Consider the following 18134-nt stretch of genomic DNA (forward strand, 5'->3'; position numbering starts at 1 on the left):
TGGTGCTAATCTAGGCGTCGCAGTTCCGGCGGTGAATGACCGGTGCGCCTGAAAACCTGCTCCGGACTCCGGAAAGGAGGGCGGTCAAGTGCTGGATGCGCTTTCTGATGTGTTGCGTGTGATTCGGCTGTCTGGAGGGGTCTTCCTCGAGGCGGAGCTCACTGCGCCCTGGTGCATCAACGGCAGAATCTCGGCGGATGATTGCAAGCCGTTCCTGGCGGCACCTCGACACATCATTGCGTCGCACTTTGTCGCCGCTGGGCGCATGCAAATTCAAATCGACGGTGGTGCCGCCATCGAGGTAGGGGCAGGCGAACTCGTTTTGCTTCCTCGCAACGACGCACATTCTTTTGGCAGCGACCTGAGCATTGCGCCCATGCCAGCCAGAGAAGTCATCCAGCCGCCAGAAGTCGGCGGCATATCACGGATCAAGTACGGCGGGGGCGGCGAGGCTACGCAGTTGCTGTGCGGGTTCCTCGGTTCAGAAACACCCTTCAGTCCGTTGCTTTCGTCGTTGCCTTCCTTATTGAAACTGGATTTGCGCGCGACGGCTTCGGGCACCTGGATCGAAAGCTCCTTTCGTTTTGCTGTCAGTGAAATCGCGGCGGGCCGCGTCGGTTCGACAACGGTCATCGCCAAGCTATCGGAGCTGCTATTCGTCGAAGCCGTCGGCCAGTATGTCGCCAGCCTTCCCGCTGAGCGGCGTGGGTGGCTGGCGGGGTTGCGGGATCCGCATATCGGGCGCGCACTGGCGCTATTGCATGCCCGTCCAACCGAAGGCTGGACGGCAGAAGCCCTGGCGCTTGAGGTGGGCATGTCGCGCTCGGTGTTCGCCGAGCGCTTCACGGCATTGGTCGGACAGCCACCGATGCAATACCTGACGCTGTGGCGCATGCACGTGGCGGCTCAACAGTTGCGCGAAGGTCGCGGCAATGTGGCGCAAATCGGCTTTGCCGTTGGTTACGACTCCGAAGCCGCGTTCAGTCGCGCATTCAAACGCCAATTCGGCACATCCCCCGGCACCTGGCGCAGACAATCCGCATGAGAAGGGGCGGTGCCACCTTTCCATGTTGACCTGACCAGGCTTGACCTTTTGAACTCAAGGAAGCCGAGGCGATTCTGCCCGAGCCTGGCTGGCTCGTAGCGTTCTGGCTACCTGGGCTTGAATCTCGTAGGCCGGCGCCTCGACGGCTTCGTAATCACGGGTATAACGAGTGGCGAACTCGCGATCGCCCCATTGCTGGTACTGCTGCACGTGCTTCAACTCATGCGCCCACAGCGCGACATCGTTAAGTGCATCTTCGGGATTTCGAAAGACGATGATGTCGATAAGGGTGACCGCACGTACATCGGGATTCTGCAGCATGGTGTGTGCGGCGTTCAGCTCCACATCATCGCCTACCTTGTAGCGAACCGAATCGAGCACTTGAATGTCATAGTAGGGTTCGAGCTGGGCCCGGATATTCAGCGGGATTGGCTGGATATCGCCGGTTGCCGCGGTGTTGCGCGATTGCACAATCCAGTTCTGCAATCCAGAGGCCGCCATCTGGTTCATGTCGTTGAAGATCGTTCCAGCTTCCTCTTCGGAACCTGGAGCACAAAAACAAGCGACCATGCAGACCTGATACTGCCCGGCCGGGCAGGCGAAAACCGAGGACGAGGTGCCGGCACAAAAGAGCACGATCGCTAACCGGAAAACTTGACGCAAAAAAATAGCTGGCAATGGGTCCTCCCATGGGCAAAGGCGGTCGGCAGGCAATACGTTGGGCGTCTCGCGCCCATTGTGCTGCCGCGTGTTGGACCGCTGCGACACCGTTCGATTCCCTGGGTTCCTCAGTTTCTTTTGGCCATGCCGAGCAGGTCAGCTGTGGCGTGGGCTTCGCTGTCAATCTGCTCTAACCCCAAAGACTGACGCAGCTGCGCCGGACTCACTCCAAGGCGTTGCTTGAAGGTGGTCGCCATGTGCGCCTGGGAATTGAAACCGCAGGCGTAGGCGATTTCCGTCAGGGTGGCGGTCGAATCGCGCATCAGGGCACGGGCCTTGGCGACGCGTCGGTCGATCAGGTAGCTGTGCGGGCTTTTGCCGGTGGCGTTTTTGAAGGCCCGCATGAAATACCCTTCGGACAATCCAAGCAGGCCCGCCATTGCCGGCACGCTCAACGGGTCTTCGAGGCCTGCATCGATGAACTCATCGAGCAAGCGCATCCGGCTGCCGGTTATCGAGCCATGGGGTGTTGTCGACACCGCTTCGCTACCGGTCGCCCGTTCGGACAATGCCAGTGCCCAGGCCTCCCAATCGTCCTCCACAGAGGACAGCAACAGCGCCGCACGCATACGCCACGCGAGAGCGGTGGCCTGCCGGTCGATGCGATTGTTGAAGGCACGATCCCCCATCAGCGCCATGCCATCGGTGCGAATCACCCGCAAGTATTCGCCGCCCTGGGGGGATTCGGACAACACGTCACACCCGGCGGGGACGAACGCCAGGCCGTTGGGCACGGCATCGAAGGGGCGTATTCGGTCGCTGCCGATGGCGTGCAGGCCTCGCTGGCTGTCGAAGGCGAAGCCGATTCCCGCCTGGGTCGCGACATAGCGGGTCGCGTAGGCGCAGCCGGGGAGCAATTCGATCGCCCAAGGGCCGGCCTCGATACGACGGACCGGTTCGGACAAGCGTGGTGGCGGCGGGCGATTTCGATGACTCATGGACACCATAGTAGTGAAGAGGAGGGACAAAAGTCAGGTCAGTTTTTTGAAAGCCGGAGTACTGCGCCGTTGTTCAGACTGGGCAAAACCTCAGGGGGACCTCTCATGCACACACTGACTCGCGACGATATCGAACAAGCTGCTCGCCACGTTTACCAGGTCATGCCCGCCACAGCCCAGTACCCTTGGCCCTTGCTGGCTCAGCGGTTGGGTTGCACGGTGTGGGTCAAGCACGAAAATCACACGCCTACCGGTGCCTTCAAAGTGCGCGGCGGTATTACGTTCATGCACTGGCTCAAGCGCGAGCACCCGGGCGCGAAGGGCATTGTCAGCGCTACCCGCGGCAACCATGGCCAGAGCCTGGCACTGGCGGCTCGCACACTGGGTTTGCAGGCGTTGATCGTCGTGCCGGAAGGTAACTCGGTAGAAAAGAACAACGCCATGCGCGGCTTTGGCGCTGAAGTGGTCGAGTATGGCCGCGATTTCGATGATGCCCGTGAAGAGGCGGCCCGCCTGGCCCACGCGCATGACCTGTTCCTGGTTCCGCCGTTTCACACCGAGCTGGTCAAAGGCGTCGCCACTTATGCGCTGGAGCTGTTCAACGCAGCACCGGACCTGGATACCGTTTATGTACCGATTGGCTGTGGATCGGGGATTTGCGGGGTGATCGCCGCCCGCGATGCGCTGGGTCTGGAAACCGAAGTGGTTGGCGTGGTTTCCACGCAGGCGGCGGCTGCACAGTTATCGTTTGACGCTGGCGCAATCTGCGAAACCGCCTCGGCCAACACCTTTGCCGACGGCCTTGCCGTGCGCAAGCCGATTCCTGAAGCCTTTGCCGTCTACGCGGCAGGTGCTGCGCGGATCGTATCGGTCAGCGATGACCAGATCGCCGAAGCCATGCGCGTGTATTACACCGATACCCATAACCTTGCCGAAGGGGCCGGTGCGTCGGCGTTGGCAGCGCTCATCTCGGAGCGTGAAGCCATGTCGGGAAGAAGGGTGGGGGTGATTCTCTCCGGTGGCAACGTCGACAGATCGGTGTATGCGCAAGTGATTGCGTGAAAAGGGCCATGACCCTGGTCACATAAATTTGAAATGCACGGCATTGCTCGACAGAATCACGCCCCGATCCGGCCCAAGTCGCCGGACGTTAGTGGTGAAAAGGGGCCGCAGTTGAACGAACAGACATTGTCCATGCGCCTGGAGCGCGTTGCCGCCTATGTGCCAGTCGGTGCGCGCCTGGCCGATATCGGCTCGGATCACGGCTACCTGCCGGTGGCCTTGATGCGCCGTGGCGCCATCGCGGCGGCAGTGGCCGGCGAGGTGGCCTTGACGCCGTTCCACGCGGCCAACCGCACCGTGCGCGAGAACGGCCTGGACTCGCAAATCACCGTGCGCCTGGCCAACGGCCTGGCGGCGATCGAGCCGGGAGACGGAATTACAGCGGTCAGCATCTGCGGCATGGGCGGCGAAACCATCCGTGACATCCTCGACAGTGGCAAGGCGTACCTGAGCGGTCAGGAGCGCCTGATCCTGCAGCCCAATGGCGGCGAGCAGCCACTGCGCCAATGGCTGATGGACAATGGCTATCGCATCCTCTGCGAAGAAGTGCTGCGGGAAAATCGTTTCGACTACGAAATCATCGTCGCCGAACGCGCAGGGCCGGTGATCTACACCGCCCAGGAGCTGTACTTTGGCCCGTTGCAGATGCAGACCCGCAGCCCGGCGTTCCTGGTCAAGTGGCAGCGCAAGTTGCGCCAGAAACAGAAGACCCTGAGCCACTTTGCCCTGGCGCAGCAGGCCGTGCCCGAGGAGACGGTGCAGGACATCGCTCGGCAGGCCCGGTGGATCACCCAATTGCTGGCTTGAGCAAGCCTGGGGCACCGCCCAAAAAGAACCTCGATTCAGCGTGGGTGTGGCTGAGTCGAGCGAGACGCGTCGACGGCCCCTTCAGGCGACTCGAATTTGCCGGTGACCAGTAGGCAATTTTCGCCATTGGTCGGCGCTGGCGACGAAAGTTCAGCGCAATAGCGGGTTTTTTTTCGGTATGCTAAGAGAATCGATTCAGCACCGTAGCTATGCAGGTTTCAGCCAGGAAAACAGGTACCTCCAGGTGTTGAATTTAGTACCGTTTGTCGAGCGTACTGCTCAAAAAGTGAACGATTTTGATATGCTTCGCTCTGATTTACCGGCAGGCGGATCCTTTGACAGTTCGCGCTGCACTCACTAATAAAATGGACGTATACCTCATCTGCATTGAATGGAATGCGCATGGGGATTTTTTTTACCTGAGACCTGGAGTGATAGTATGTCGTCATCACTGACTTGCTGGGCGAGTCGCTCTCTCTTGTAATACCAAATTATTTAGTTGATTCAATCAATGCGAACTTGATCGTGCAGGCGCAATTAATTAATTCGCATGCCTGGGGCATGGTCAATTTGCACTGCCGCAATAAGTGGAGATGTAATCTTGGATATTAGTACAATTATCGGCCTGATCGGCCAGAAAGAATCCATGGAGTTTTTGCGTTTAGGCGTTGTGTACGTTCACCTGTTGGCTTGCTGCGTAGCTATTGGCCTGGTGTTTGCCAGCGACGCGGCAATGGTAAAGGACTTATTGAAAGGTCGCGTGTCGTCGGGGCACGATAATGAACATATGGCCAGTCTTCAGAAGTCTGTTTCCAATGCGTTGATCTTCTTGTGGGTCACCGGAGCTGCGATTATAGGTATTGATTACCTTGAAAAAGGCATGACCTATTTTGCCAATCCGAAACTTCAAGCAAAAGTTATTATTGTATTGTTGCTGACGTTCAACGGCATGTTGTTGCACCGCTATGTATTGCCGGCAATGCTGAAGGCCGGTTCGCTGCTTGATCTACAGATCAATGTGCGAATGTTTGCCCTGTTCTCTGGCGCACTGTCGGGCGTGTCCTGGTTGTATGCCGCCATGCTCGGTGTCGGTCGACCGCTGGCCTGGAAGTATTCGCTCACCGAGTTGCTGATGGCCTATCCGGTGTTGATCGTGCTCGGCTTTGCGATGATGGTGGCGCTGACCCAGTGGGCGCGTAAGCGCAACGAAGCAACTCCGGTTCACGAAACTTCGTGGTTGTTTGCGGGTATTCCTGCGCTGCGCTGAACTGACGAGGCTCCAGGAAAAGACGGGTGAACCTGTCTGAACCTTTCAAACATCAGACCCCCTCCTTGTGAGGGGGTTTTTTGTGTGTGGGGCTCAGGAAATCAAAGAACCGGCTCGAATGGCCGGTTTTTTTTCGAGTGAAAAACGTCCATTTCACTTCAGCGCCAAAGCGTTGATCGTCATGGGTGAAAGCGATCCGATGCGCGTAACCGGGGGCTCCGGAGGGCCGGACGGTGAGAAGCCCATCATCCTTTCCGCAAGGGAGAGGGTAGCGAGGTTGATCTCGCGTCTACCGCTCATCGGCAAGGCACAAAATAAACTTTGACATCATTGGGGCTTTGGTTGAATATTCATCCATCGCATACGATTTAATCGATAGCGATTAAAGATAACAACAACCCCTGCCGTTTGGAGACTCAGCCATGAACACCGGAAGCCGCCGCACAATGTTTATCTCAACCGCTCACGCTTCCCATGGCCAAAACGGCAACAACTGGATCATTGCACACGCCAATTGATGAACGTTGTCTTTTTAAATATCACTAATATCGCATGCGATATGATCGCACGAAATATCAAGTCCTGAGGAAGTCCCCATGAGCAAGATCGAAAAAGTACTGGCAACCGGCAAAACCCACACCACCCACAGCGGTGTCGGCGGTCACAATGGCAACCTCGATATCGAACTGTCGTCACCGGGTTCCGCCCAGCCGGCCCACGTCTTTACCGCTACACAGCCGCACCCGAAAGCCGAGCAACTGTTTGCCGGTGCCTGGTCTGCCTGCTACACCGCGGCAGTGGGGCTGGTGGCCCAGGAGCGCAATATCGTGTTGCCGACGGATATGGCCGTCGACATCGAAGTGGACCTGGGCCAGACTGGTCTGGCCTATTTCCTTCAGGCCCGACTGACCCTGCGAGTGCCAGGGCTGGCACACGATGTCGCGACCGAACTGGCGCACATTGCCGACTCCATCTGCCCTTACTCCAAAGCCACACGCGGCAATATCGACGTTGCCCTGAACGTTATTACGGCGTGATGCCTGGATGCGTCACTAACATCGCATGCGATAAAAGCGTGCACGAACATAACTCACTGTAATCCTGAGGGAATCATCATGAGCAAGATCGAAAAAGTACTGGCCAGCGGCAAAACCCACACCACTCATAACAGCGCGGGCAACACCTCGCGCGGTCATAACGGCAACCTCGATATCGTGCTGTCGTCCCCCGGCAGCGATACACCGGCACACGTGCTCACCGCCGTCCAGCCGCACCCGAAAGCCGAGCAACTGTTCGCCGGAGCGTGGTCGGCCTGCTACATCGCAGCGGTGGGGCTGGCCGCCCAACAGATGAAGGTGACACTGCCGACCGACACCGCCGTCGACATTGAAGTGGACCTGGGCCAGACCGGCGCGGCTTACTTCCTCCAGGCCCGACTGACCTTGCGGGTTCCGGGGCTGGACCAGGGGGTGGCGACCGAGTTGGCCCACAACGCCGATGCAATCTGCCCTTACTCCAAGGCCACACGCGGCAATATTGATGTCGACATCAACGTCCTGACGGCATAACCCACTGCACGGCCAGCTCACCGGGGATTTCCCCGGTGAGCTGGCCGTCGGCGTTTATACGCACTTCCGATACCATCGCGTACGACGTATAGTTTCGGTCTCGCAAGATTGAGCCAGGAGAACGCCCATGAAAAACACCGACAAGACATCCGCCCTGGATCTCAAACTCACCGACTTCCTGTGTTTTGCGGTCTATTCCACCAACCTGGCCTTCGGCAAGGCCTACAAGCCGATGCTCGAACGGCTCGGCCTGACCTATACGCAATACATCACCCTCGTTGCGCTGTGGGAGGAAGACAACCAGACCGTTGGCAGCCTCGGCGAAAAGCTGTTTCTCGAATCCAATACCCTCACGCCGATCCTGAAGAAGTTGGAAGCGATGGGTTATTTAATGCGCCAGCGCGACCCGGAAGACGAACGCCAGGTGCGGATCAGTTTGACCAAAGAGGGGCGAAAACTGCGCGAAGGTCTCACCGAAGACGGCTTCCCGCAAACCGGTCTTGATCCCGACGACTTCGTGCAGATGCAGAAGGCCATTGTGAAGTTACGGGGCAATCTCATTCGATCGACCAAGGACAGAGAGTAAGTCGTATCGAGTAAAGTGAGTGGCCCCGGATTTGCGAGGCGCACCCCGCAGAGAAACCCTGGCCCTCCCGTCTGACACCCCCCGATTCGGAGTGAGCCCCCCACTAATGGGGGCTATTGCTCAGCGGTATTCGCATGTTCATTAACCGGTTACTTCAATCGCTGGCCAATGTTTGCGGATCTTTCAGGTCACCGCGCCTATTTTATACAACGCTGGCAGAGTAATTGCTGAGTGAGCTTGTCCCGTTCATGCAAGGTGCAGGGCCGGGATGCTGTGGAGCTGTCAGTACTCCATTGAGTGATTGCCTGTAGCCATCGGTTTGCATCACGAAGTAGCCCTGGCTTCTCAATACCGGGCCTACTCAATAGAAGTACTGCGGTCATCCTCTGCAACCGTCCAGGGGAAATGCTTATGAGCCACTCCAGACATACGTGTGCACAGGTAGCGCTGCACCGGTTGTGCTTTCTAACCTGTCTGCTGACGGTAACGCTGGTGGTGGCTGACGAACCTCAGGGCAATGACAATCAAAACAATGAGAAGTGGCTGGAGCCGGCACGCTCCAGGCTCATGCATGTGATTGGCGCGATGCCGTTCTTTCCGCATCGGGCCAATACCACCGGCAACCTGGTCTTGAATGTGAAGGACTTCGACAATGCCCAGGTCTGTGGCGCTTGCCATACGGAGATCTACAGGCAGTGGCGCTCGTCGATGATGTCCCAGGCCTGGGATGAGCCCATCTATCGGGCCTTGCTCAAGCGTGCGAGTGCGGCCACCGAGGGCAAGGTCGATAACTTCTGCACCGGCTGCCATACCCCGATCGGTCTCACCACCGGGCAGATCACTTCGCAAGTCAACCGCTCCTCGATTGAAGACAGTGCGAAGAATCATCCGATGCCCGGGGTCGATTGCGACACCTGCCACAACATCAGTGCCCGCACGGGCCTCGATAACGGCGCCTATGTTCTGAGCCCGCGAGCGCACGGCAAACCGACCAAGTTCGGCCCGCGCAAGGATGCCGTTTCGCCTTATCACGACACCGTGTATTCCGCTCTGCACACGCGCTCGGACTTTTGCGGCACCTGCCACAACGTCACGCACCCGTTCAGCAGCGTGGCGGTGGAGCGCACTTATGACGAATGGCAGGAGAGCACCTACAGCCTTAACAATGTGACCTGCCAGAGTTGCCACATGCCGGGCTTTGCGGGCAAGGCCGCGATCATGGGGCCGGACCGTAAGGAGGTCGCCTCGCATTGGTTCAGCGGAGCCAACGCGACGATGCTCAAGCACCTTGGTCAGGAGGAGGGCGCGCAACGCGCACGCGACATGCTCGCGCGCGCGGCGCAAATAACGTTCCAGCAACTGCCGGCCGCCATCATTCCCGGACAATACGCCTCGGTAGCCGTCAAAGTGACCAACGTCGGCGCAGGGCACAAGCTGCCAACCGGCTTTCCCGAGGGGCGGGAGATGTGGATCGATTTTCGGGTGCAGGATGCCAGTGGTCGCGAGCTCTATCGCCTGGGTTCGATCAAGGACGGCAAGACCGAAGTCAACACGCGAAATTTCAAAGTGCACATAGGCGACAAGAACGGCAATCCATTGGACGTCGAGGTCTGGAATGCCACGCAGATACTCTCGGACAATCGCATTCTGCCCAAGGGCTACAATATCGGGGAGTTCTCCTTCCTGGTGCCGGCCGACGCCGTCGGACCGCTGACCCTGACAGCCGATCTGAACTACTGGCCGTTTTCCCAGAAGCTGGCCGACTACCTGCTCGGCAAGGATAAGCTGCAGGTGGAAATCACCCGGATGGCCAATGTCACGCAGAGCGTACCCCTGTCGACCGGATCCGATACGGCGAAGCGAGTGGTACCCGCGAAGTTGAAACTCGACGACGCTAGCGCTTACTACAAAGAATGAACATGTCATTACCATCGTCGAACAGGTATCGCGTCACGGACAGCTACTGCATCCAGTAACTCGCGTTGTAGCAAGTGGCTCTTGTGGGGCTGGTAACTGTGCAGCAAATCAACATGCAGACTGTGCCGGCCCAGTACCCGTCGGAGTCTGCCAACCATGTCCACACCGTCGACTTTCAAGCGGGCCTGACGCAGGCACACCTTAACCAGGATGTGCCCACGCTCGGTCAACTTCACCGCATTGCTCAGGTAGTTGAGCAGAGACGACGCTAGCCTTTGCCTCCGCTAACACCGCTGCCGCTACTACCGCTGCCGCTGCTGCCGCTACCGCTACCGCTACCGCTGCCATCTTCCTGGTTATTGTCGACCTCGACCTGTGGCCCCACACCATCTCCCGTACGGAATGTCGGTAACGCAACCGAGGCCACGAATCTCACGCCGTCCCAGCTTGGCAATGGAGTGGGCATCAATTGGAACTGGCCCGGGTGCTCAGAGTCCCAGCGCAGCAGCATCGACGTGTCCTCATGCTGTGTGTTGTGGCAGTGCTCCATGTAGGTACCGGCAAACTCACGGATGCGGATGGCCATTTCGACATTGTCGAGGCTCTCAGGATGACGACCTATATCGTAGATATCTTTGCGCGCCCCTTTTTCCCATTCGGGTGGAGTCTTGCCACCTCGAGTGAGAATGATCCCTTCCTCGAAGTGCACATGCACCGGGTGACTCCAGCCGTTGCCGCCGTTTTCGATCTTCCAGATTTCCAGCGTGCCTTCACCCTTGAACCCTGCCGGTGTAGGGCCAGTGGCCAGTTGTGGCGCGGCTGAAATCCGGCGCGGGTCCATGTTGAAACCTTCGCCGCCATCGGTCTTGATCGTCCAGGGCTTGAAATCCGTGCCGTTGGAGCGGCCAAAGATAAAGGTGCGGTGCCGCGCCTGGGCAAGCCGGGCGATATCGGCAGGGTCATCACGGTGCAAGGGCAGGGGGATCATGAACTTGCCCTCGGGCTTGCCAGGCTTGGCGGGCTCGAAGTCGACCGGATTCATGCTGACATCCTGGCCGGTGTAAGGCTGGACGTTCAGTTGCATGAACACGCCCACGCCCGGGTCACCGTTGACCCACTGTGGCCCGTGGCTGGTTTGCCTGACAACGGGCAGGTACTTCCCGGAGAGTACATCCGCCAATGGAATGTCACGTTCGGGACGCTTGCCGTTTTCATGCTCCTCGATGTTGACGAAGAAAATCCTGTCGCCTGGCTTGATGCCGTTTTTCGCGAAGTCGACGACGATGTCATAGCGTTCGGCAATGCCCTGTATCGGCAAAATGGCATTGTGGTCCTGTGTGTCGCCGTCGCCATCGAGGTCCAGGCTGCCATCGAACGGCACTGCGTGCTCCATGATATTGCCGTCGTTGGCAATCATGTGGAACGGCACCCGGTTGTATGAAACCCCGGAGCTTTTCGGGCCAGGAAACTCGCCACCATTACCATTGACCTGACGCACCAACGCCAGCTTGAAGTAGCGAGAAACCGATCCGTTGAGAATGCGCAAACGGTAGCGGCGGGCACGCACGTCCAGGAAGGGCTTGTACTCCCAGTTGGTCAGGACCTGATCACCGAGAAAACCGTCGGTATTGAAGGGGTTGAACCACAACTGGCCGGCCTTGTCCCAGGCCTTGTCGGCGATCGTCAGGTTGACGTCATAGTCGCGGTTACCCCACCCCAGCCCCGAACCGCTGGGCAGGCGCAGGTTGACCCCGTCGTCGACCGACTCGTTGCCACGATCCACGGCGCTGTAGTAGTTCATCATCGTGGCATTGCCCTTGTAGACATTCTGCGCGGTGAAATCGAGCATGTGGTCGTGGAACCAGTGGGTGCTCATGGTTTCGCGCCAGTCGCCACGGATCTTGATGGTGCCGCGGTCGCAAGTCTTGAAGCCGGGGTTGGCGTCGTTGACGAAAAGCTTTTCACCGGGGTCGCACGGGAACGCCGCACGCGGATCCTGAGCGCTGGTGTTGATGCTGTCGTAACCGGCCAACTGGATCGGCCAGCGATAGTCGTAGTACTGGCCCGGGAAGAAGAACGCGTTGGCAAAGCCATCGCTTTCCGCGGGCGAGTGGCCGTTATGCTCGTGGGTGGTGATGGTGTGCAGGCCAAAGCCCCGGTTGGCCGATGGGTCAATGGGCAAGGCATCGTAATGACGCATCAGCATCGCTTGGCCATAGCGTACTTGCAGCAGTTTGGGCGGAAAGGTGCCGTCGAAAGTCCACAGCGCATTATGGTCCTGGACAGGGAAGTTGTCGTGAAATTGCACTTGTATGCCCTTGGTTGTGCCCTCGTTGGCCGGGTTGCCGCTGGTGTTGTGATAGAGCCCGCCTGGCGCAAATTCCCCCACGGCGTAGTTATGCCGTTGCATACGATCTCGTAAGCCGCTGTTGACGTGCGCGCCTGCTTGCACAGTCTTGAAGGCGTTGCGCGGGAAAAACTCATTGAAACGCTGGTGCGACCAACCTTTTCCCGGTGGCCGGCCTTCTGCGGGCGAATCGACTCGGCGATTGAGGAAATCCTCGATCTGCGCCTTCCACGGGTTGCGGTCCAGTACATTGGAGAACTCTGTCGGGAAGGGCGTCAAAGCTGGCTGCCTGAGAAAGGCATCCAGCGCAGCCGGCGACGGGCCGCTACGCGCCACCTTCAAGGGATCCTGCGCCGGTGCGGGCCCCAGCGTCGGAACCGGAAACGGAACAGGTGATGGAGGGTCGGCCGCATCCAGTTTGTTCGAGCCGAACTCCTCGAAAAGCTCGAGCTTCTGCGTGAACGGTTGAACCCCGAACACCGGGCTGGCGTTACCGTTAGTGGGGATATTGAAGCTGGGTTGCAGATCGGGTGGCAGCACATTGTCGACCAAGGGGGTCTGGCGGTTACCGGCCACACCATTGGGTAAGTCGAAGGCGCCGACGTTTGCGGGAGGCTGCTTGAGCAAGTCCCTCAATGCGGCATTGGGGTCGGCGGGCGGATTGGTGAACGCCGATGGCGTCGGTAGGAGGCGGGGGATCGGTGTTGTCGAGGGGGACTGCCTGGGTCTGGGACAAGCCCAGCCCCAACATGATCGCGGCAGCAGAGATACTCAGCGCCAGCCTGGTTTTGGACAAAAGACTAGGATTCAACCTTCCGGTGTCCTGTTTCATCGCAAACACCTCTGACGGGTTCCTCGGAGCGTGGCAATAGATGAGCAACGAGCCACGGCTCCTGGCCCGGCTGGCGAAACGTTTGATTTCGAGCCGGGATGGGAACGATGCAAATTTCCCGCCGAAAGTGACAGGAGGTGACTAATGGCTCTACGCCACGCTCCCCTTGTCCGCGGGCTTCAAACTGGCGTATGAGCAGCCAGGACGAATACCCCGATGACGGGGAATATCCCCCAATAAAGGGTGCGATTGTGCGGGGCGTCTGGGCCAGGAGAAGTGGCTGTTTTCTGAATGTGTCGATGACCGGCTGCTTTCATTCGTCCCGACTTCATCGGTGCCCGCTGTTGGCAGAAGTGACTAGTGCGTGAGGGCAGGGATACTGACCACTGGACCTGGGTATCGTTTTGCTGCCCGAGAGCATCGCTGAGCAAGACCTGATCAATGGAAAGCTGCTTAAGGTCTTGCCTCAATGGCACGCCACTTCGGTTTCAGTGTATGCGCTGACCGAGACGCGCCTGTTGCCGGCGAAAACCCAGCGCTTCATCGAGTTTTTGCGCGATCAACTGGAGGGCGCATAAGCGTCCGTGCCATGAGTAACTGTGGCGAGACAGTCGGGGGCTCCGGTTAAACCCCCGTATTTGTTGGCCTAAGTCCGTTCCTGAAGCAGGCCATGGCATGTCATTACGGACTGTCACCCAAGGCGACAATCGTTTTTTCACCTTCAGACTTCGTTAAGAAATGCCTTTGATACTTCTCCCCAATTGATCCGGGGGAGATGTTTTCAATGTCCGATTTCAACTGGAACGTTCAGTTGCCGCTGCACTTTGGCCTGACCGAAGCGCAGCAGATGTATCTCGTCAGGGCCTTGCCGGACGCCCCGCAACGAAGTGCCTTCGAAGCCTTTATCCAGCAACGCTTTCGTAAGGCCCACGGTGCCGATATTCGCCACTTCATGCCGGAGCTGTTTGGCATGAGCGAGGCGTCCGGCGCGCTTTGCGCGGTGATTGGCGTGCGTCTGGCGCGTAGCGGACCGCTGTTCCTGGAAGGTTACCTGGACGATGCGATCGATCCGCTGATCAGTGCCGCGGCCGACCAGACCGTAAGCCGCTCAGCCATCGTAGAGGTAGGCAATCTGGCTGCCAGCGACACCGGCAGCGCACGGATGAGCATCATCGCGATGACCTACCTGCTGGCCATGGGAGGGCTGGAATGGGTTGCCTTCACCGGGAACCTGGGGCTGGTCAATAGCTTTCACCGCCTTGGCTTGAAGCCCGTGACCCTGTGTGCTGCCGACCCGGCGCGTCTGGGCAAGGACCGCCATGCCTGGGGCAGTTACTACGAAAGCAAACCGTGGGTTCATTTCGGCAATGTTCGCTCCGGTTTCATTCATTTGCGCAACATTGGCCTGTTCAGTCGCCTGGGCTTGCCGACCTCTATTGAAGGGGCCTGCCATGTCGCCTGAAATGGAGCGCTTCAAACAGACCCTGCGTAATCATGCTGAGCAAAAAACCAACGCCATTGCGTTGTGGGGCGATCATCTGAAACTGGACTACGCCACGCTGTATGCCGAGGTCATTTTTCGCCAGCAGCGCCTGCGCGATGAACGGGTCAGGGTGGTCGCCCTGACGCTGGACAATGGCGTCGAGGCTCTGCTCTGGGACCTGGCCGCGTTGTTCGAGGGTTTGACCTGTGTGGCCTTGCCGCCTTTTTTCAGTCCGGGGCAACGCAGGCATTGCCTGGAGCAAAGCCAGGCCGAACACGTCATTGCCGAACCGCAACTGCAGGACGAACTGCAAGCGGCTGGATATCAGAAGTGCGGCGAGTTCTGGCGCCGCACGTTCAGTGGCTCGAACCGGATGCCTGAAGGCACCGCCAAGTTGACCTTCACCTCGGGCACCACAGGCACACCCAAGGGCGTGTGCTTGAGTGCCGACAGCATTCTGCGGGTCGCTCACGAGTTGCACCTGGCCAGCAAACCCACCGATCCGCAACACCACATGGCGCTGCTGCCGCTGGCCATTTTGCTGGAGAACATCGGTTGTTACGCTGCACTGTATGCCGGCGCCACCTTGAGCCTGCCCGGCCCGAAAACCCTGGGAATTGAAGGCGCCAGCGGTGTGGATGTGCCGACATTGTTGAGTTGCCTGTCCAGCCGATCACCCCAGAGTCTGGTTCTGGTACCGCAGTTGTTGCTGATGCTGGTCAACGCTGCCGAGCAAAAGGCTTTCGACCCACAGCACCTGCGTTTTGCCGCCGTGGGCGGCGCCCGGGTCAGCGAAGATCTACTGCATCGCGCTCAACGCGTGCGCATACCCGTCTATGAAGGTTACGGGCTGTCGGAATGCGCGTCGGTCGTGTGCCTCAATCGCCCGCAAGCACGGCGCCCCGGCAGTGTCGGACGGCCATTGCCCCATGTGGAGATTCGCCTGGCGGAGGACGGCGAAGTGCTGATCAAGGGTTCAACCTTGCTGGGCTATCTGGGAGAGGCACCGCACACCGCCCAGTGGTGGCCCAGCGGTGATCTCGGCGAGTTCGACGCCGAGGGTTTTCTCTACCTCAACGGACGCAAGAAACATCAGTTCGTCACCAGTTTCGGGCGCAACGTGAACCCCGAGTGGGTGGAAGCCGAATTGACGCAGCGCGGGCCTGTCGCCCAGGCCTTCGTCTATGGCGAGGCCATGCCCCATAACCATGCACTGCTCTGGCCGTATCGCCCGGACTGCACCGACGAACAACTGGCCGCCGCCGTGGCCCAGGCCAACGAGGCTTTGCCCGAGTACGCCCAGGTCCACCACTGGAGCCGGCTCGACCAACCCTTCACTGCCACCAACGGCTTGCTCACCGCCAATGGCCGGCCCCGCCGTGACGCCATCGTCGAACGCTACCGGGGGCAATTGAGCGAGTCTGCATTTTCCGAGGAATCCGCACCATGAGTTTTTTTGACACGTTGCAAAAAGCCACTGAGCAAGAACGCATTGAGTTGTTCAACCTGCCGATCATCCGTGATGCGCTGGAGGGCGACGTCAGCCTGGAAAGTTACCGGGCCTTTCTGGCTCAGGCCTATTACCACGTGCGCCATACCGTGCCGTTGATGATGGCCTGTGGTGCGCGGTTGGCATCACGTCTGGAATGGCTGCGCGAAGCGGTATGTGAATACATCGAGGACGAATACGGCCACGAACAATGGGTACTCAATGATATTGAAGCCTGCGGGGGTGACAGAGCCGCTGTACGGGATGGACGCCCGTCATTGCCGATCGAATTGATGGTCAGCTTCCTTTACGACCTGATTGCCAGGGACAATCCGGTGGGTCTGTTCGGCATGGTCAACGTACTTGAAGGCACGAGCATCGCCTTGGCCACACACGCCGCCGGCAGCATTCGCCGGCGCCTGGACTTGCCGGAAAGCGCCTTCAGCTACCTCAGTTCCCACGGCTCACTGGATATCGAACATATGCAGACCTACCGTCGACTGATGAACCGTCTGGATGACCCGGGCGACCAGGCCGCCGTCATTCACGCCTCCAAAGTGGTGTACCGGCTCTACACCGATATGTTTCGTGGCTTGCCGCGTAACGGGGAGAATCTGCATGCGCCTGTCTGAAGCTCGCGTCGTGTTGACCGGTGCCAGCGGCGGCATCGGCCTGGCCATTGCCACCGCACTGTGCGCCAGTGGTGCCCAGGTGCTGGCCGTGGCTCGGCATCGGGAACCGTTGGTGCCGCTGCTTGAGCGTTATCCCGGTAACCTGAGTTGGGTCCGTGCGGACCTGACGTTGCTCTCCGACCGCCGTCAGGTGTTGGCGCAGGCCCAGGGCATCGGTGGCATCAACCTGCTGATCAATGCCGCCGGGGTCAATCATTTCGCCATGCTCGAACAGCTGGACGACAGCGAGATCAATTCGATGCTCGCGGTGAACATCAGTGCGCCCATGTGCCTGACAAAACTTTTGTTGCCGCAGCTAAAGCAAGCCGCCAGTGCCATGGTGGTAAACGTCGGTTCGACCTATGGCTCCATCGGCTACCCCGGCTACGCCAGTTACTGCGCCACCAAGTTTGCCCTGCGCGGGTTCTCTGAGGCCCTGCGCCGGGAGCTGGCCGACACTCGGGTCAGTGTGCTTTACGTCGCCCCGCGAGCGACCCGTACCAGCATGAACAGCCCGGCGGCCCAGGCGCTGAATGATGCGCTCAAGACCAATGTCGACGATCCGCAAGCCGTGGCGGCCGCAGTGATTCACGCCATTGCCGGTGACCGTCGCGACTTGTACCTGGGCTGGCCCGAACGTTTTTTTGTACACCTGAACAGCTTTTTGCCCCATCTGGTGGACCGTGGGTTGCGCAAACAATTGCCCCTGATCCGCCGCCTGAGCCAGAAACCCGACCAGGAGAATGTCAAACCATGAGAAAGATCATCGCTTGCCTACTGCTTGGCGCAATGAGCCAGAGCGTCTGGGCGCTGGACCCCGCCGACCAGCAACGCCTCAACGGTATCCAGCAAAGCTGGGCGCACATTCAATACGAGTTGCCCGAGGGGCAACGGACCGCGGCTTTTGAAAAGCTGGCCGCTCAGGCTTCGAGTTTCAAGCAGGAGCGCCAAACGGTGGCTGAGGCCTGGATCTGGTCTGGCATCGTCACCAGTAGCTGGGCGGGCGCACAGGGTGGGCTGGGTGCGCTGAGCAAGGTCAAGGATGCGAAAGCCGATCTGGAAACAGCCTTGACTCTGGACCCCAAGGCCCTGCAAGGCTCAGCCTATACCAGTCTGGGGGCTCTCTATGACCGCGTACCGGGCTGGCCCATCGGTTTCGGCGATTCGGACAAGGCCGAACAGTTGCTCAAGCTGGCATTGCAAATGAACCCCAACGGCATCGACAGCCTGTACTTCTGGGGCGATCACCTCTACCGTCAGAAGCGTTATGTTGAAGCCAGGGCAGCGCTGCAAAAAGCCTTGCAGGCTGCGCCTCGACCTGGCCGCGAGAGCGCTGACGCCGGGCGCCGCAAGGAGATCGAGACGCTGTTGGTGGATGTGAACAAGAAACTCGGCTGACAGG

Annotated in this window: 16 protein-coding genes and 2 pseudogenes; 15 read left to right on the plus strand and 3 right to left on the minus strand. The window is 59.2% G+C overall.

The window, feature by feature from the left end:
* The first annotated feature begins 88 nt into the window (after nucleotides 1–88).
* Entirely contained in the window at nucleotides 89–1045 is a 957-nt protein-coding gene (locus tag KGB20_RS21405; protein ID WP_090455113.1) for an AraC family transcriptional regulator, read from the plus strand.
* 54 nt (nucleotides 1046–1099) lie between these two features.
* On the opposite strand, the gene KGB20_RS21410 is transcribed toward KGB20_RS21405, so the two are convergent.
* Complete coding sequence (locus KGB20_RS21410) at nucleotides 1100–1723, minus strand: DUF4157 domain-containing protein (RefSeq protein WP_224790374.1); 624 nt, start codon at nucleotides 1721–1723, stop codon at nucleotides 1100–1102.
* Between the two features lie 110 nt (nucleotides 1724–1833).
* On the minus strand, nucleotides 1834–2712 hold the full coding sequence (locus KGB20_RS21415; protein ID WP_223473540.1) for a helix-turn-helix transcriptional regulator: 879 nt from the start codon (nucleotides 2710–2712) through the stop codon (nucleotides 1834–1836).
* Between the two features lie 96 nt (nucleotides 2713–2808).
* Here KGB20_RS21415 and KGB20_RS21420 point away from each other — a divergent pair, with 96 nt between their 5' ends.
* The 8 genes from KGB20_RS21420 (at nucleotide 2809) to KGB20_RS21455 (ending at nucleotide 9910) form a co-directional block, all read left to right on the plus strand.
* Nucleotides 2809–3765 carry a threonine dehydratase gene (locus KGB20_RS21420; RefSeq protein ID WP_150813194.1) on the plus strand — a complete coding sequence of 319 codons (957 nt, stop codon included), beginning with the start codon at nucleotides 2809–2811 and terminating at the stop codon, nucleotides 3763–3765.
* Nucleotides 3766–3876: 111 nt separating this feature from the next.
* Nucleotides 3877–4572, plus strand: a complete 696-nt coding sequence (locus KGB20_RS21425) for a tRNA (adenine(22)-N(1))-methyltransferase (protein WP_317849461.1) — start codon at nucleotides 3877–3879, stop codon at nucleotides 4570–4572.
* Nucleotides 4573–5218: 646 nt separating this feature from the next.
* Nucleotides 5219–5839, plus strand: a complete 621-nt coding sequence (locus KGB20_RS21430; protein WP_154909283.1) for a hypothetical protein — start codon at nucleotides 5219–5221, stop codon at nucleotides 5837–5839.
* Between the two features lie 118 nt (nucleotides 5840–5957).
* Nucleotides 5958–6164: a hypothetical protein gene (locus tag KGB20_RS21435; protein WP_057714895.1), complete on the plus strand. Its 207-nt coding sequence runs from the start codon at nucleotides 5958–5960 to the stop codon at nucleotides 6162–6164.
* A gap of 271 nt (nucleotides 6165–6435) precedes the next feature.
* Nucleotides 6436–6876 carry an Ohr family peroxiredoxin gene (locus KGB20_RS21440; protein ID WP_150813192.1) on the plus strand — a complete coding sequence of 147 codons (441 nt, stop codon included), beginning with the start codon at nucleotides 6436–6438 and terminating at the stop codon, nucleotides 6874–6876.
* Nucleotides 6877–6954: 78 nt separating this feature from the next.
* On the plus strand, nucleotides 6955–7407 hold the full coding sequence (locus tag KGB20_RS21445) for an Ohr family peroxiredoxin (RefSeq protein WP_057714894.1): 453 nt from the start codon (nucleotides 6955–6957) through the stop codon (nucleotides 7405–7407).
* A gap of 127 nt (nucleotides 7408–7534) precedes the next feature.
* Nucleotides 7535–7993, plus strand: coding sequence for a MarR family winged helix-turn-helix transcriptional regulator (locus tag KGB20_RS21450; protein WP_057714893.1), 459 nt, complete (start codon nucleotides 7535–7537; stop codon nucleotides 7991–7993).
* A gap of 411 nt (nucleotides 7994–8404) precedes the next feature.
* Nucleotides 8405–9910 carry a multiheme c-type cytochrome gene (locus KGB20_RS21455; RefSeq protein ID WP_154909013.1) on the plus strand — a complete coding sequence of 502 codons (1506 nt, stop codon included), beginning with the start codon at nucleotides 8405–8407 and terminating at the stop codon, nucleotides 9908–9910.
* Nucleotides 9911–10178: 268 nt separating this feature from the next.
* On the opposite strand, the pseudogene KGB20_RS21460 reads toward KGB20_RS21455, so the two are convergent.
* Nucleotides 10179–13089, minus strand: a pseudogene (locus KGB20_RS21460) (multicopper oxidase domain-containing protein).
* A gap of 386 nt (nucleotides 13090–13475) precedes the next feature.
* On the opposite strand from KGB20_RS21460, the pseudogene KGB20_RS21465 reads away from it, so the two are divergent.
* From KGB20_RS21465 to KGB20_RS21490, 6 genes and pseudogenes are all read left to right on the plus strand, one after another.
* Nucleotides 13476–13667 (plus strand): annotated as a pseudogene (locus KGB20_RS21465) (LysR substrate-binding domain-containing protein); the annotation flags it as partial.
* 206 nt (nucleotides 13668–13873) lie between these two features.
* Nucleotides 13874–14551 (plus strand): thermostable hemolysin, encoded by a 678-nt coding sequence (locus KGB20_RS21470; RefSeq protein ID WP_223532968.1) that lies wholly within the window; start codon nucleotides 13874–13876, stop codon nucleotides 14549–14551.
* Nucleotides 14541–16022 (plus strand): AMP-binding protein, encoded by a 1482-nt coding sequence (locus tag KGB20_RS21475; protein WP_154909015.1) that lies wholly within the window; start codon nucleotides 14541–14543, stop codon nucleotides 16020–16022. Before KGB20_RS21470 ends, KGB20_RS21475 begins: the two co-directional genes overlap by 11 nt.
* Nucleotides 16019–16693, plus strand: coding sequence for a TenA family transcriptional regulator (locus KGB20_RS21480; protein WP_090455124.1), 675 nt, complete (start codon nucleotides 16019–16021; stop codon nucleotides 16691–16693). Before KGB20_RS21475 ends, KGB20_RS21480 begins: the two co-directional genes overlap by 4 nt.
* Nucleotides 16680–17489, plus strand: coding sequence for an SDR family oxidoreductase (locus KGB20_RS21485; protein WP_223532970.1), 810 nt, complete (start codon nucleotides 16680–16682; stop codon nucleotides 17487–17489). Before KGB20_RS21480 ends, KGB20_RS21485 begins: the two co-directional genes overlap by 14 nt.
* Nucleotides 17486–18130 carry a tetratricopeptide repeat protein gene (locus KGB20_RS21490; protein WP_154909016.1) on the plus strand — a complete coding sequence of 215 codons (645 nt, stop codon included), beginning with the start codon at nucleotides 17486–17488 and terminating at the stop codon, nucleotides 18128–18130. Before KGB20_RS21485 ends, KGB20_RS21490 begins: the two co-directional genes overlap by 4 nt.
* Nucleotides 18131–18134: the final 4 nt, after the last annotated feature.

It is taken from the genome of Pseudomonas sp. BF-R-30 (assembly GCF_019956175.1).
GTDB classification, from domain to species: domain Bacteria; phylum Pseudomonadota; class Gammaproteobacteria; order Pseudomonadales; family Pseudomonadaceae; genus Aquipseudomonas; species Aquipseudomonas jessenii.